This is a genomic window from Streptoalloteichus tenebrarius (assembly GCF_024171885.1).
Lineage (GTDB): Bacteria > Actinomycetota > Actinomycetes > Mycobacteriales > Pseudonocardiaceae > Streptoalloteichus > Streptoalloteichus tenebrarius.
The window spans coordinates 126,801-141,395 of the sequence record NZ_JAMTCP010000011.1 but is presented as its reverse complement, the minus strand read 5'-3'; the positions used below and the strand labels follow the sequence as shown (position 1 = coordinate 141,395).

The 14,595-nt window shown below is 70.2% G+C and carries 14 protein-coding genes and 2 CRISPR repeat arrays; of the genes, 5 read left to right on the top strand and 9 right to left on the bottom strand.

All coding sequences use genetic code 11. The features are described from left to right. Positions 1-15: 15 nt before the first annotated feature. A complete protein-coding gene (locus LX15_RS12945) occupies positions 16-645 on the bottom strand; it encodes a flavin reductase family protein (RefSeq protein WP_253669798.1) in 630 nt (209 codons plus the stop codon). A 65-nt stretch (positions 646-710) separates the two neighbouring features. On the opposite strand from LX15_RS12945, the gene LX15_RS12940 reads away from it, so the two are divergent. From LX15_RS12940 to LX15_RS12930, 3 genes are all read left to right on the top strand, one after another. Beyond that, positions 711-1,427, top strand: a complete 717-nt coding sequence (locus LX15_RS12940) for an ArsR/SmtB family transcription factor (RefSeq protein WP_253669797.1) — start codon at positions 711-713, stop codon at positions 1,425-1,427. Positions 1,428-1,714: 287 nt separating this feature from the next. Further along, positions 1,715-1,966 (top strand): hypothetical protein, encoded by a 252-nt coding sequence (locus LX15_RS12935; protein WP_253669796.1) that lies wholly within the window; start codon positions 1,715-1,717, stop codon positions 1,964-1,966. A 1-nt stretch (position 1,967) separates the two neighbouring features. Continuing rightward, positions 1,968-2,195, top strand: coding sequence for a hypothetical protein (locus LX15_RS12930; RefSeq protein ID WP_253669795.1), 228 nt, complete (start codon positions 1,968-1,970; stop codon positions 2,193-2,195). A 675-nt stretch (positions 2,196-2,870) separates the two neighbouring features. Here the strand turns inward: LX15_RS12930 and LX15_RS12925 are convergent. Continuing rightward, positions 2,871-3,347 carry a hypothetical protein gene (locus tag LX15_RS12925; RefSeq protein ID WP_253669794.1) on the bottom strand — a complete coding sequence of 159 codons (477 nt, stop codon included), beginning with the start codon at positions 3,345-3,347 and terminating at the stop codon, positions 2,871-2,873. Between the two features lie 499 nt (positions 3,348-3,846). Further along, positions 3,847-4,179: direct repeats of the CRISPR family, unit length 28 nt; unit sequence GAACCATCCCCGCGTGGGCGGGGCCGAC. 136 nt (positions 4,180-4,315) lie between these two features. On the opposite strand from LX15_RS12925, the gene LX15_RS12920 reads away from it, so the two are divergent. Next, positions 4,316-4,627: a hypothetical protein gene (locus tag LX15_RS12920; protein ID WP_253669793.1), complete on the top strand. Its 312-nt coding sequence runs from the start codon at positions 4,316-4,318 to the stop codon at positions 4,625-4,627. Between the two features lie 177 nt (positions 4,628-4,804). Further along, positions 4,805-5,200: a CRISPR direct-repeat array (repeat unit 28 nt; unit sequence GAACCATCCCCGCGTGGGCGGGGCCGAC). 260 nt (positions 5,201-5,460) lie between these two features. Here LX15_RS12920 and LX15_RS12915 read toward each other — a convergent pair. From LX15_RS12915 to LX15_RS12900, 4 genes are all read right to left on the bottom strand, one after another. After that, complete coding sequence (locus tag LX15_RS12915) at positions 5,461-5,622, bottom strand: hypothetical protein (protein ID WP_253669792.1); 162 nt, start codon at positions 5,620-5,622, stop codon at positions 5,461-5,463. 174 nt (positions 5,623-5,796) lie between these two features. After that, positions 5,797-6,723 carry a phosphotransferase gene (locus LX15_RS12910; RefSeq protein ID WP_253669791.1) on the bottom strand — a complete coding sequence of 309 codons (927 nt, stop codon included), beginning with the start codon at positions 6,721-6,723 and terminating at the stop codon, positions 5,797-5,799. A 275-nt stretch (positions 6,724-6,998) separates the two neighbouring features. Continuing rightward, complete coding sequence (locus tag LX15_RS12905) at positions 6,999-8,096, bottom strand: methyltransferase (protein WP_253669790.1); 1,098 nt, start codon at positions 8,094-8,096, stop codon at positions 6,999-7,001. A 507-nt stretch (positions 8,097-8,603) separates the two neighbouring features. Then, the gene (locus LX15_RS12900; protein ID WP_253669789.1) at positions 8,604-8,978 is read right to left on the bottom strand and encodes a winged helix-turn-helix transcriptional regulator; all 375 of its coding nucleotides are present in this window, start codon (positions 8,976-8,978) and stop codon (positions 8,604-8,606) included. A 104-nt stretch (positions 8,979-9,082) separates the two neighbouring features. On the opposite strand from LX15_RS12900, the gene LX15_RS12895 reads away from it, so the two are divergent. Beyond that, entirely contained in the window at positions 9,083-9,721 is a 639-nt protein-coding gene (locus LX15_RS12895; RefSeq protein ID WP_253669788.1) for an NAD(P)-dependent oxidoreductase, read from the top strand. A gap of 232 nt (positions 9,722-9,953) precedes the next feature. On the opposite strand, the gene LX15_RS12890 is transcribed toward LX15_RS12895, so the two are convergent. The 3 genes from LX15_RS12890 to pabB form a co-directional block, all read right to left on the bottom strand. Next, positions 9,954-10,589 (bottom strand): fascin domain-containing protein, encoded by a 636-nt coding sequence (locus LX15_RS12890; RefSeq protein WP_253669787.1) that lies wholly within the window; start codon positions 10,587-10,589, stop codon positions 9,954-9,956. Positions 10,590-11,201: 612 nt separating this feature from the next. Next, on the bottom strand, positions 11,202-12,446 hold the full coding sequence (locus LX15_RS12885) for an FAD-dependent oxidoreductase (protein ID WP_253669786.1): 1,245 nt from the start codon (positions 12,444-12,446) through the stop codon (positions 11,202-11,204). Next, positions 12,430-14,589: an aminodeoxychorismate synthase component I gene (gene pabB, locus LX15_RS12880; protein WP_253669785.1), complete on the bottom strand. Its 2,160-nt coding sequence runs from the start codon at positions 14,587-14,589 to the stop codon at positions 12,430-12,432. Before pabB ends, LX15_RS12885 begins: the two co-directional genes overlap by 17 nt. Between the last annotated feature and the right edge of the window lie 6 nt (positions 14,590-14,595).

The following is a 14,595-nucleotide window of genomic DNA, read 5'->3' as shown; positions in this document are numbered from 1 at the left end:
GAACGCCCTCCGGCGTCAGTCGTTGGCCCGGAAGGACTTGGCGAGCTGGGGACCTCGTCCGAGGTAACGGCGGAACGCGTAGAACAACGGCCGCCACGCGTCCACCACGACGTGCCGACCGTCGGCCGCCGCCAGCTCCGGATGCACGTGCACCCGCAACACCTGGGCCTCGACCACCCCGACGATGCTCTCCTCGGCCACCCGCGTGGACACGACACGGCACTCGACCTGGATCGGGCTCTCGGCCACGCGCGGAGCCGACACCACCTCACCCGGCACCGGCGTGAGACCGGCCGCACCGAACTTGTCGCGCTCGGTCCGGAACTGACTCGCCCGCGACGGCGGCACCGGGTCCACCGCCGTCAACGGGGCCAACCGCTCGACGTGCGGCCACAAATCCTCACACGCGTAGTTCAGGACGCATTCCGGGGAACGCCGCAGGTTCTCGAACGTCTGCCCGGTCCTGCCCAGTCCCAACAACGCGGTCTTCCCGATCACCCACGCCGAGGACATCGGCATCAGGTTCGGTGAACCGTCCGGATTCAGGCTCGACAACAGCACCACCGGGGTGCCGGGGTAGAGGACCGGAGGATCGAGCACGACCGACTCGGGGGCGGCGACGCCGCGGAACTGTGTTTCCGTCACGCCTCACAGGCTCACGCGCGGACGTGTCGGCGCATGCCGACACGTGTGGCGCCTACGGTGGTCGGGTGGAGAACGTCGACCTGGCGTCCGTCGCCGCCGTGCTCGCCGACCCCAGCCGCGCCGCCATGTGCCTGGCGCTGCTCGACGGGCGCGCCTGGACCGTCGGGGAGCTGGCGCGGGTGGCCGGCATCGCCCCGTCCAGCGCGAGCGAGCAGGTCGCGCGCCTGCGCGCCGCGCGCTTCGTGGAGACCCTGCGGCAGGGGCGGCACCAGTACGTCCGGATCGGCGACCCCGCCGTGGCGGACCTGGTGGAGCGGCTGACCCAGCACGCCGAGGGACGGCCGGCGCGCGGCCTGCGGGCGTCCCTCCGCGCCAACCGCCTCGCCTTCGCCCGGCACTGCTACGACCACGTCGCCGGTCGGCTGGGCGTCGCCCTCCGCGACGGCATGCTCCACAATGGACTGATCGACATCGGGAACGGGCTCAGCGTCACCCCCTCCGGCCGCGCCGTCCTCGCCGACCTCGGCGTCCCCATCCCCGACCGCCCGCGCCGACCCCTGCTGCGCGACTGTCTGGATTGGACGGAGCGCCGCGAGCACCTCGCCGGAGCCCTCCCCGCCGCCCTGATGCGGCACGCCCTCGACGTCGGCTGGCTCCAGCGGGGCGAGGGTCGGGCGCTGCGCACCACCGACGCCGCCACCGAACCCTTCTCCCGCCTCGGCGTCACCCTCGCCGACCTCACCACCGCCGACACCCACCCGACCTACCTCCGCGCCGTCTGACTCCCCCACGAGGCTCCGGCACTTTCCCCACCGACCAGCCCAGGGTCGGCATATTGCCGTGGACGCGCTTCTGGGTGCGGGGAAGACGAGCAGCGACGCAGCATTTCTCAGGAAAGCCCATTCGCCACTCGGACGGCCTATTGTCGCGAGCCCGCCAGGGAGGTCTCCTCTGCTTTCAGTCACCCTCCGCAGAGGAGCTGGGCTGAGCGGTAACGCGATGGAGGGAAAGTCGGGCGCGCGGAACGGTTCAGGCACCTGAACCGACGGCGGACCGGAAAAATGGAATCATGAAACTGATCGAGTTCGCGCGGCGCCTCCAGGCCGAGTTGGAGGCCCTCGACCACCCGGAGATCGTGAGCGTCGAGGACATCTCGGTGCCGCCAGGATCGTCGGACGACCCGAACGCCCAGCACCGGAAGCACAACCTGGTCAAGGTCAACTACGCGAACGGCGGCAGCACCACGATCATGGTGCAGGCCGTTCGGGGGCCTGGGATCCCGAAGCACGCCAACTACGACCTCCCGCGGGAGGCGTTCTGAGATGCGCAACCCTCGCTTTCTCGAACTCTTCCGGAAGACCGTCTCGGCGTGGCCGGAGGTCACCGAGGTTGAGAGCGTCGACCAGGGTGGGCAGGGTGTCGCACAGCGGATCACCTTTTCGGACGGAGTTCAGATCGATCTGAGGATCGTCAACTCCGCCCCGCCCAGCGGCGACGATTACACCAAGCCCGAAACAATCGTCACGAAGAACGAGAAACAGGTGGGGTGACAGAGAGCGTCCGACCATTACCCAGCCTGCGAGCCCATCGCAGCGGAAGCCCCGGTCACACGCTGGGCCGTCATCAGAAACCCTGGCGGCCGCGAGGCGTGCACTGGCGTGGGCAGCACGGCTACCTGAGCAACTCGACGAAGCGGCCTCGACACCAGAGGGTGCCGAGGCCTCTCCGTCGAACGTGACAGCCCCAGAAACAGCGGCAGTGCCAGGCAAAGCCGCAAACCCACCCCCGCATGGGCGGGGCCGAAACCCGGTTGGAGATGGCCGCGTGGGTGTGCAGGGAACCATCCCCGCGTGCGCGGGGCCGATCGAGGGCGCATCCCGCAGTGCCCACGCGATTGCGAACCATCCCCGCATGCGCGGGGCCGACCCGGAGAGTATGGAGGGCAGCATGGCGGTCCAGGAACCATCCCCGCGTGCGCGGGGAAAACCCGTTCATGCCCATGACCAGCAGGTGGGTGGCGGACTCACCCCCGCGTGGGCGGGGCCGACTCAGCGAGGATCAGCCGGGCCATCAGCTCGGACGGACCATCCCCGCGTGGGCGGGGCCGACGCTATGTTGCCGCGCTCGACTAAGAGATAAGTCTTGAGTTCGCGGGTTCCTCGCCGGGAACTCAAGACTTATCTCTTAGACAGCGAGCAAGCCTGGTTCATGCCCGCTGCACCCGGCTACTCCACGTGAGTCACCGTGAACGTCAACGCATCACAACCAGGACGAGTGACCGCCGCCCCGGTGAAACAGCCACGCTCCATGTCCAGACTCATCGCGAGTGTGCGCCCATCCGGGATCGAGAACCCGTTGTAGGGGGACGGCTCATTCCCCAACGGCGTCGCCGTCATCCGCACCAGGCGGTCCCCAGTGATCGACGACACCGCAACCCTGGCCAGCAGGTCCACCGGCCGTAGCATCTCCACCAGCCACGCATCCACAACACCAGGCCACGACGAGAAGAACTCCGGGCCACCCGCCACACGTGTCCGCGTGGACCTGCCGTGCGCCGCCTGCACCAGCTCGACGCCATCACAGCTCTGGTGAACCTCGTCGCCGTCGCCGAAGGCCACATAGGACCAGCGCAGCAGATCCTCCGCCTCCAGCACGTGCTCCGACCGCTCCCGCACCGAACCATCCGCGCCCGTCGCGACCACCGTCGCCGACGCCCTCACCGCCGTCCGGGTCACCAGCGACAACCACGACACCACCTCGACCAGCATCACGACCCCCTGACGACCCGAACCGCCCACGACGCCGACACAACCTCAACATCCTGGCCTACATGTCCACCCAACACGGGCCACGCCGCGTGGACTACCCAATATGAGCCCGCCTCAGCATGGAACGGCACCACCACCCGAGCCGGCTCACGCCCATCCCCCTCTCTCCAACACGCGACGCCCGGAGCAGCACCGCACCTCACCTCCGTTCCCGCCGACTCATCCGGCACCCCGGAACCACCCACTCGCGAATACCGGTAGAGCACCACCCGCGTCGGCAGGCGAGGCGTGTCGAACTCGACCACGGCCCGCGACACCGTGGAAGCAACGTTCGCAACCGGCCACTCCACCCGCTCCGGCGGCTCGGCAACAGGACCACCGCGAGACGACCAGTCCACGGCGATCCTGCGCAGCTCGACCACACCAACACGGGGAACCATCCCCGCGTGGGCGGGGCCGACCAGCGCTATGACGGGCGCGCTGGTGAGAAACCGGGACCATCCCCGCGTGGGCGGGGCCGACAGTGCCGCGCTGACCTGTCGCGGGGAGTTGAGGGGACCATCCCCGCGTGGGCGGGGCCGACTGCGGATATCGCCGGGCCGGTGGGTGGGCACCGGGACCATCCCCGCGTGGGCGGGGCCGACGCAGCAGCTTGAGGACGCGGTCAAGAGGAACATGAACCATCCCCGCGTGGGCGGGGCCGACGTGTCCACTGTGGTCCTGGGTGGTCGGCCGCAGGAACCATCCCCGCGTGGGCGGGGCCGACACTTCCTGACCTGGTGTTCTATCCGACCAAGGCACGGGTTTTGACCATTTGCTCTTGCCATCCATGGGACGGGCGGGGACTGTTCGTCGCTCCATGATCGCGCCATGGCGGATGCGCTCGACAGCGCCCCTACGCCGTGGCGGCTCGTATCGCCGACAGCCTGAAAGACCCGCAGGGCAACACGGGGCTGGCGTGCACCGACATCGCCGCCCGACACTGGCCCATCACACCCGTTCCCCACGGCACAGAGAACAACGACTTCATGGAACGTCGCCGGGCGGTCAAGGAAGTACCCAGCACCCTCAACACTCTGGCCACCAGGAAGGTCAGCGACATCAACGCCCCGGTCACGCGTTCGGCCACGACCACCCTCGAAGTGACGGTCGCGGACTTCCGAGGCCACCAGGGATGTCACCGCCCGCATCGGCAGGCATCGACGTCGCCCTGACCACTGTCAGCGTCGCCGGCGATGGCTGGTTGTGGACCTCGACGTCACCGGGTCGGGGTGGTGGCGGGTGTCCCGTTCAACGCGGTCTCCACTGCGGGTGTGATGGTCGGCGCCTGGGGCCAACGCGGCGGCGATCGGCGACCTGACGCGTCACGCCGCCACCGACAACAAGTGGATCGACTCACCCCCGCGTGGGCGGGGCCGACGGCAGGGGCAAGGTGCCCTCCGAGGCCGACGTCGAACCATCCCCGCGTGGGCGGGGCCGACCTCAACGCGGGCCAGCAAAGGTTGGTCACCGAGGAACCATCCCCGCGTGGGCGGGGCCGACTAGTGGACTGATGCCGGACGCGAAGCTGAACGCCGAACCATCCCCGCGTGGGCGGGGCCGACGGCGGTGACGCCGAGGGTGGACAGGTCCCCGCCGGACCATCCCCGCGTGGGCGGGGCCGACTCCGCGATGGTGATGTCACCGATGTCGTGGACCGGACCATCCCCGCGTGGGCGGGGCCGACGGGTCGGTGTACCCGGCCTGGTCGTAGATGCCGGGACCATCCCCGCGTGGGCGGGGCCGACACTTCCTGACCTGGTGTTCTATCCGACCAAGGCACGGGTTTTGACCATTTGCTCTTGCCATCCATCGGACGGGCGGGGACTGTACGTCACTCCATGATCGCGCCATGGCGGATGCGCTCGACAGTGACCCCCCTGTGTTCCCTGCGGCATGGAGGGCAACGACTTCATGGAACGTCGCCGGGTGGTCGAGGGAACCTCAATGCTCTGGCCGTCAGGAAGGTCAGCGAGATCGGCACCCCGGTCGCGGTGTTGGGTCACGATCATCTCGAAGTGATGGTTGCGGACTTCTGAGGCCCGCCGCCCGCGCCTTCGTCCTCGTCGGCGACGTCGACGCCGCCCACACCTACGCCCAACACGCCATCAACGTCGCCACCGGTCTGGACTCCACCGGCGTCAAACGACGCTTTCTCGACCTCGCCCACGAAATCGCCCCAGCGGCGGGCACCAGCCCGAACGCGCGGGAACTCCGTGCCCAACTCTGCCTGGCCGCCGGCGTCACCGAACCCGACCAGTGGCAACAGGGCAACAGGTAACAACCACTTTGTCAGAACCCTGCCCGGAGAGGGTGGGGGCTGGGCAGGGGGCCTGAGGCGGGTTCAGGCCGATGTGCCTTCGGCCCGGAGGTCCTCCAGGATTCGCCGTCCCTCCTGTTCGAACTGGGGGTCGTCGGTCCTGCGGGCCGCGGTGATCGTGGTGAGGGCGCAGGTCAGGCGGGCGTATCTGAGCAGCGCCGGCTCGGGCCACACCCCGGTGAGTCCGCGGGCCGCCCGGTAGGCGGAGACGAACGTTTCGCGACCTCCCGGCACGGCCGCCAGTTCGCGGTCCCAGATCCTTCTCAGATCCAGTTCGGTCGGCCCGAGTCCGGATCGCTCGAAGTCGAAGACCACGGGCCGGCCGCGCTCACCCGAACCCACGTTGCGCAACGAGAAGTCCCCGTGGAGGAGCGCGCCGGGCGTCTCGGCGTCCGCCTGCTCGGCCTCGCGCACGACGGAGGCCGTGTCGCGCCCGTCGAGCAGGTCGCGCCACTCCTGGTAGACGTCCCAGGCGACACGTCCGAACCGGGCCAGGAGCTCCTGGTAGGGCCGCTCCCCCACCTGTCGTCGGGACAGCACGTCGGCGCGGCCCGGGTCCTGGCGGTGCGTCATCGCGAGGAGCGTCGCCGCCGTCTCGACCGAGTCGAGGGTGTGGGGCAGGGGCGTGACGGGCTCCCACCGGAAGACGTTGCACCAGCCGAGGTTTGGCACCGACTCGCCGAGCAGGATCTCCGTCGTGTACCGGGCGCCCAGTTGTCGTCCCACGTACTGTTCCACGACACCGTGCGGAGCGTGGGCGTAGAGCTTGACGAAAACCCGGACTCCACGGTGGTGGCCGTGAAACCACGCGTTCCGCGACCGCTCCTTGAAGGTCTCCGGGACGACCTGCCCCATGGCCTCAAGCCCGAGCCGACGGGCCAGGGTGTCGGCGACGGACGGCGGGAGCCAGTCGACGATCGCGCCGGTCAGGAGGGACTCAGTCTCGGCCATGACCACGGTCCACGGTGCTCGTCTCCTCCACCCTCGCCTCGCGCGACGCCCTGGCCTCAGCTCAGCAGACCTTCCCGGCGCGATCAAGAAGATCACCAGACGGTTCGGCGTTCCCGTCCGCTGGAGGATCGCGGGGCGGGGAGGACGGAAGGAAGCTGGACGGAAAGAATTTGGTCGGGAGACGAGAGGCAGGGCCGGACGTGGCGTCCGGCCCTGCTTCGTCGCCAAGCCGTCCCCGGGCGGCTGTCGGCGAGCCCGACTCGGACCCCCCTCGCTCAGGCTCCGGCGGAGTGGACAGTCGTTTCCTCGACCGGGCACGGATCCCCGGCGGCGCGGACCGGCACGGCCTCGACCAGGCTGACCCCGATGTGCGGCGGAAGCGGAACGACGTCGGTGACGGAAAGTCCCGTGCTGGCGCACAAACGCTCGAAGTCGGCGCGCCCGCGTTCCCGTCCGCCGTAGAGCACCATCATGGTCAGGTCGGAGAGGTCGGGGTCCCGGGGGACCCCGGGCGCAGACTGGTCTGGCAGGACCCGGTCGATGATCAGGAGCGTGCTGTGCGGCGTCATCGCCTCCCGGCAGCGGCGGAGGATCAGCGCGGCCCGCTCGTCGTCCCAGTCGTGCAGGATCCACTTCAACAGGTACAGGTCGGAGCCGGAGGGCACGGAGCGGAAGAAGTCGCCGGTGACGATCGAGCACCGCTCGGACACCCCCGCCGCCGTCATCCGGTCTCCGGCCTGCGCCGCGCCCGTCGCGCTGTCGAACAGCACACCGCGCAGGTGGGGATGGCGGCGCAAGATCGCGGTGAGGAGGGACCCGTTCCCGCCGCCGACGTCGGTGACCGTGGCGAACCGGTCGAAGTCGTAGTGGTCGAACATCGACGCGGCGACCTGCTCGGTGAGCTGCCCCATCACCGCGTTGTACGTCGTGGACAGTTCGGGATTCCTGGCCAGGTAAGCGAATATCGGCATGTCGAAAACGTGCTCGAAGGCGGTCCGGTCGCCCCGCAGGCAGGACTCCAGCCGGGACCAGGGGCGCTGCGTCATCGGGTCGGTGATCAGTCGGACGTGGTCGCGCATCGAGCCCGGTCGGCCGGTCCGCAGCAGGGAGCCGACCTCGGTGAGCGCGAACCGGCCGGGGCCGCGTTCCGCGCACAGGCCCAGATCCGCGAGGGCGCGCAGGAACCGGAGCATCCGGTCCTCGGGGATGTCGTAGGCCCTGGCGAGATCGCCGACGTCCGCCTCGCCGTCGCCGATCGCGTCGGCCAGGCTCATCCTGGTCACTGCTCCGAGGACGTGGAGGGCGGTCGACCCCTTCATCCAGTCCAGCACGGTCTGACGCGCGTCCGCCGGGGCAGCGCCGGGTTTGGTCATCTCGAATCCTCCGATCAGGATCAGGGTTTCGGCACGGGAGCGGACGGAGGCGGCCCACGGCGCCGGGGAGCACGGGGCTGTGGGTGATCACGGCGGCTCTGCCGGGCGCGGGTCGACGTGTAACGTTTTCCGCACCAGGTAAGGAAAAACTGGCCGTGGACGAGCACGTCGTGACCCGCGTGCGCCCCGTGAGCCCGCGTGGGAAGGACAGGGAGAACGGGGCCACGTCGCCGGCTTCACGGAGTCCGCCGAGCGTTCCCGGCGTTCCGCCGGGAGAACGGCGTGAGGGTGGTCAGATCCGGTTCGGTAAACCCATCTCGCACCACCAGCCACTTGTCACGAAGCCGTGCGACCGCTTCACGTCAGCCTCGGACAGGATTCTGACCGGCCCCGCGTCCGGGCAAGCGGCTCCAGCCGCCAGTCCGCCCAAGCCACCCCATCGTGCGACCACCCGCGCTCCCCCGCTCCGGAGCGCGGGCACGACGGCGGCGCGAGGCTCGGGAGGGGTCAGGCGGAGACGCGCCGGTCGTAGGCGGCGCGGGCTTCGAGGACCTCGGGCAGGGTGGAGGCGTTCCACGCGCAGACCGTGTCCATGAAGAACTCCCGCATCCGGTGACCCAGCTCGGTCAGCGAGTACTCGACCCGGGGCGGGACGCCGGGGTGCGCGGTGCGGCGGACGAGGCCGTCGCGTTCCATGGCGCGCAGCGACTCGGTGAGGACCTTGGGGGTGACCATGTGGAGGGGGACCCGGAGTTCGGAGAAGCGCCGGGCTCCGTCCCCGAGGCACACCAGGATCTTGCCGGTCCACTTGTCGCCGATCCGGACGGGAGCGACGACGTCCTGGCAGTTCTGGAACATGTCGCGATCAAGCGGGTTGGCCACGTCACAGATCGTACGTAGTACCGTTGCGGAAACCAGGGATCCGCCCCCTAGCTTCGCCGCTGTCGGCCGGGAGGTCGCCGGCCACGGCGAACGGAGAAGCCAGGGTGAGCAGGATCGTTGTTTTCGGCGCCGGCGGCAGGGCCGGTCGCAGGGCGGTGGCGGAGGCGGCGTCGCGGGGGCACGAGGTGACCGCGGTCGTCCGAGACGTCCAGCGGCACGCGGACCTCGGAGGAGCCAACGTCACCGTCGTCGCAGGAGACGTGGCCGACGCCGCGAGCGTCGCGGCTGTCGCCGACGGCCACGACGCGGCGGTGCAGGCCGCCTACCAGGGCGGCCTGGAGGCCAACGAGTTCCTCCCGAAGGCGGCCCGCGCCCTGCTGGAGGGGCTCGGCAGGGCCGGCGTCGGTCGTCTCGTGCTGGTCGGCATCGGCACGCAGTTGGAGGTCTCGCCCGGGGTGCGGATGCACGACACCCCGGACTTCCCCGAGGAGTACCGGGCGCTCTCCCTGTCCCACGTCGCCGAGCTGGAGGTGCTCCGCGCGGCCAGGACCGACCTCGACTGGCTGGTGATCGTTCCCCCGCCGGTGGTCCTGGATGACGAGGCCGGCCCTACGGGCAGGTACCGGATCGGCGGCGAGTCCGCCATCGAGGCCGAGTCGTTCTCCTACGCGGACCTCGCCGTCGCGCTGATCGACGAGATCGAGAACCCGAAGCACCACCGGGCTCTGGTGGCGATCGGCTGACCAGGGCCGGAACAAAGGGCACGACGGCTGGAACAAAGAGAGCACGACCGCCGATCGGCCCGTGAATCCCTGAGGGAAGGCCGGCATCCCTGTGGGGAAGGCCGGCACGGGCATCCACCCGTGCCGGCCCTTTCACACGGTCCGACACATTCCCGCCCCGACTTCACGTCGTTCCGCCCTGTCGCTCACTCCGCCACGAGAGCGCGGACGACGGCACGGCCCGGGAATGCGGTCAGCGGAACTCCTCCCACGGCCCCTGGACGTCGGCGCGGGCGCGCAGCATCGCGTAGTCGGCCCCGGCGTAACCCAACTCCGCCGACACCAGCTTCCCGTTGGTCGAGGACCGGATGGTCACGCACTGGTTGTCGCAGGAAAGGTCGATGGAGAACCGCTCCCACGGTCCCTCGACGTCCGCCCGCGCCCTCAGCATCGCGTAGTCGGCCCCCGCGTATCCGAGTTCCGCGGAGACCAGTTTCCCGTTCGCCTTTGACCGGATCGTGGAGTTGGCCCTGTCCAGGCACACGGTGAAGACCTCCCACGGTCCCTGGACGTCGGCGCGGGCGCGCAGCATCGCGTAGTCTGCCCCGGCGTAACCCAACTCCGCCGACACGAGCTTCCCGTTGGCGCGAGAGGTGATCTTCACGTCGTGGCACTCCACGGGCGTGGACGATCCCGAGCGCGAGCGTTGAGCGACCACCTCCAGCAGCGTGGGCGGGGCGCCGTCCCTGACCGCCCCGAGCAGCGGGCGCGGGCCGCTGCCCGCCTCCGCCGTCGTGCTGGCGGCGGCGGCCGGCGCCGCCACCACCGCGACCACGACCGCCGTGGCGAGCAGCGCGGACCTCACCGCGCGGGATCTGGAAAACGTCATCTCCCACTCCTCCCAGAAATGATGCGACCGTCACGTCGTCCCCGCGCGGAAGCGAATCCGGAGGACGGCGTGAACGGCTTGGACGCTGGCGGACGCACGGGCGCCCGCTCCGTCCCGACACCCCCTCACCGAAACCCAGCCCGAGGGCGTGCCGGGATGACACATAGGGCTATCAGCGGAAGAGAACGCGCCGAAATACTCCACAAGCATGAAGGGGGAGAAACGGACACCGCCTCACCCGTTGTCCGCATCCGGGGAGGAGAAACACCACCCGTACGGCCGTCGCCGGTGCGACGGGCGTCAGCGCACCGGCGGGGCAGTTCACCAGAATGTCGTCGTCCGGACGGACCTCATCTTGTCGCACACAGCAAGGACACGGATGGAGAGTGATCAGCCGAAGTGCGAGTGGCGCCGCGGCGTGACGTCGTTGGGACGTTCGAGTGGCGTCGCCTCCCGAGCACGCCCTTTTCCGATCTGGAGCGGGTATGAGTGGCGACTGACCAGCGAGCCAACTCCCTCACCAAACCGCGAGAAACGGGGCCGACGCACATGTTCCGCCACCCCGGGCTCGGACTCACCTCAGCATGCGTCCACAGAGGACGCCAGAGCGGATCACCTCAGGTCAGGTTCTCGTGGAGCGCTCCGGTGACGGATGTCGGAGACGTCGTAGCCGAGGCGGAGGTGACGGCCGGCGTCGCCGTAGACGTCGTGGAAGAGGGTCATGATGACCTCGCCCATGCTCGCGTCCAGACCGCTCGCGTTCTCGCCGTCGGGGCTCAGCAGGCGTCCCGGCGCGATGACGCTCTCCACGCGGGGCCGGCGGTGCTGCTCGAACTCCACCACCGCGGTGTCGAGGTCACGCGGGTTGTCCCGGATCAGGCGGGCGAGACAGGCGGCGTCCTCCAGCGCCAGGGACGCGCCCTGGCCGACGCTGGGGTTCGCGGCGTGCGCGGCGTCCCCGATGAGCAGGGCGCGTCCCCGACGCCACGACGGCAGCTCGGGAAGGTCGTACATGCCGGCGGTCGTGCCAGCCCGGGTGTTGGCGATCGCCGCCAGCACCGTCTTCGGGTACCCGGCGTACTGCTGGAGCAGGAGTCCCCGGGCGTCCTCCCAGTCGAGGCCGGCCATGTCGGTTCCCGTGAGGGGATGCCGCGCCGGGACGTAGGTCCACCACGTCACGTGGCCGAGCCCGCTGCCGGTCCACGCGACGAAGCCGTTGCGGCCCAACGTGCAGTTGAACGCCTCGACCTGATCGGGCGTCACCGGAGGAAGCACCTCGGCCGCGACGAAGCCGGCGAGACCGACCAGGCCGCTGGGGCGCGCGGAGGGACCGGAGGGCAGGACGAACTCCCGCACCCGGGAGTGCACGCCGTCCGCGCCGACCAGCAGTGCTCCCTCGGCGAGGGTGCCGTCCTCGAAGAGGGCGATGACCCCCTGGTCGCCCTCCTCGACCGAACGCAGACGACGACCGTGATGGACGGGCACGCCGGCGTCCCGCACGGCCCTGTCCAGGATCGCGACCAGTGTCGGCCGGGCCAGGGTGACGCACGGCTGGCCGTAGGTCTCCGGCTCGCTGTAGGGGAAACTCACGAGCACGCGCTCGTTCTCGTCAGACATGACGACGCGTCGGGTGCGTGTGCCGGCCTGGTCGACGGCGGCGGCGATCCCCAGCTCCGCGAGGACGTTCATGCCGTTCGAGGCGACGTTGAGGGCTCCCCCGGTGTCCTCGACCCCGGGATGTGCCTCGTACACCGCGCACGGAATGCCGTATCGCGTCAGGAAGAGCGCCAATGCCCGGCCCGCGATGCCCGCGCCGATGATGAGCACCTGACGGTGGTCCTCAGAGGACCCGACCATGACGCCTCCCCTGTGCGTGGTTGCCGTGCGGGATCTGTGTGGACTCGCGGGGCTGTTCGCCGTCAGCCCCCACGATGTCGTAGGCGCGCAGAAGCGCCTGGCCCTTGAGGACGACCTCGTCGAACTCCTCGTCGGGGTCCGAGTCGAGGACGATCGCCCCACCCGTGCCGATCACGGTCTGGGACGCGGTGGCGACGGCCGTGCGGATGACGATGTTGAGGTCGGCTCCCCCGGAGAGTCCGAAGTAGCCGATCGTCCCGGAGTAGATCCCCCGGGGTCCCCGTTCGAGCCGGTCGATGATGCCCATGGTCCTGAGCTTGGGCGCTCCGGTCATGGAGCCCCCGGGGAAACAGGCGCGGACGCACGACACGGCGTCCACATCGGACCGCAGGCGGCCGCGGACCGTCGACACGAGCTGGTGCACGGTGGCGTAGGTCTCGGTGGCCATGTAGGAGGGCACCTCGACCGACCCCACCTCGCACACCCGGCCCAGGTCGTTGCGGAGCAGGTCCACGATCATGAGGTTCTCGGCCCTGGTCTTGGCGGAGGCGGCCAACGTCCGGCGCAGCTCCTCGTCGGTCTCGGGGTCGCTGGACCGAGGCGCGGTCCCCTTGATGGGCTTGCTCTCCACGACGCCGTCCCGGTCGATGCGAAGGAACCGCTCTGGTGACGAGCACACCACGCTCGTCTCACCCCACCGGAGAAAGGCGCCGTAGGGAGCCGGGTTGAGCCGCCGCAACACGAGGTGGTAGCGCAGGGGGTCGCGCAGCGGCGGGAGCGTGACGCGGTTGGTCAGGCAGATCTCGTAGCTCTCGCCCTGGCGCAGTTCGTCCAGGCACTCCCCGATGTCACTGACGTACTCGGCGCGGGATCGGGAGAACACCGCAGGGGCCGATGCGGCGCTCACCGCCGGCACGACGGGACCGGGCTCGGGTGGGGCGTCGGCGAGTGAGCGAACCCGCGACACCGTCTCGTCCACCCAGTCCCGGGCCTGTCCCCTCTCGTGCTCCCGACAGACGGCGACGACGTAGACCCGGTGTTCCTCGTGATCCACGACGACCAGCCGGTCGGCGAACATCCAGACGGCGTCGGGCGTGGGCGCGACGTGGGTGTTCGGGCTGCCGCACTCGGCCTTCATCTCGTAGCCGAAGTACCCGACGTAGCCGCCGTTGAGGTCGAAGGGCAGCTCGGGCGTGGAGAGCGCCCGGTCCCGCAGCCGTTGCCGCAGGACGTCGAAGATGCTGCCCCGCTCGGTCCGTCGGCCGTGGGCGTCGCGCACCTCGACGACGTCGGTCCCGACCCGGTAGGTGAGCGTCTCGGCCAGCGGGCCGCCGGCGTCGCCGAGGAAGGAGAACCGGGCGCGCCGGCTGTCCACCTCGCTGCTGTCGAGCCAGAAGCAGGACGCGCTCCCGCCGAACAGCGCGGAGAACAGCGCGGCGGTGTCCACGGGCCGGTCCACCACCTCGACGACGAGCCGGAGGCCCGGCCCGCTGTCCCCCGCGTCCCCGGTGTGCGGCCGGTGCGCGGGCCACGACGTGTGCCCCGAGGGCGCGGCGGCCACGTGGGAGTGCCCGGTGAGCACCGCGAAGTTCCGCAGGAGGTGGGCGCCCCACTCGGTGGCGATGGACTCGGGGTGGAACTGCACGCCCCAGCGGGGCAGGTGGCGGTGGCGCAGGGCCATCACCGTGCCGTCCTCGGCCCACGCGATGGCCTCCAGCTCCTCAGGCAGGGGTTCGGCGACGCGCAGCGAGTGGTAGCGGACGGCGACGAAGTCCTGGGGCAGTCCGTCGAACAGGTTCTGGCCGCGGTGCCGGACCCGGGTGAGGTGCCCGTGGCGGGGCCGGCCCCGCTCCACGGTCGCGCCGTGGTGGTGGGCGATCGCCTGGTGCCCCAGGCAGACCCCGAGGATCGGCAGCTCGTCGTGCTCGTCGAGGACGCGCCGGCACCAGCCGAGGTCCGACGCGCGCTGGGGTCGGCCCGGTCCCGGCGAGATGACGAGGCAGTCGAACGCCGACAGGTCGACGTCCGGCCAGGACGGGTCGTCGTTGACCAGGACGGTCGGCTCCTTGCCGTGGACGCGGGCGAGGAGCTGGTACAGGTTGTACGTGTAGGAGTCGTAGTTGTCGATCAGCAGCACACGCACCTTGCG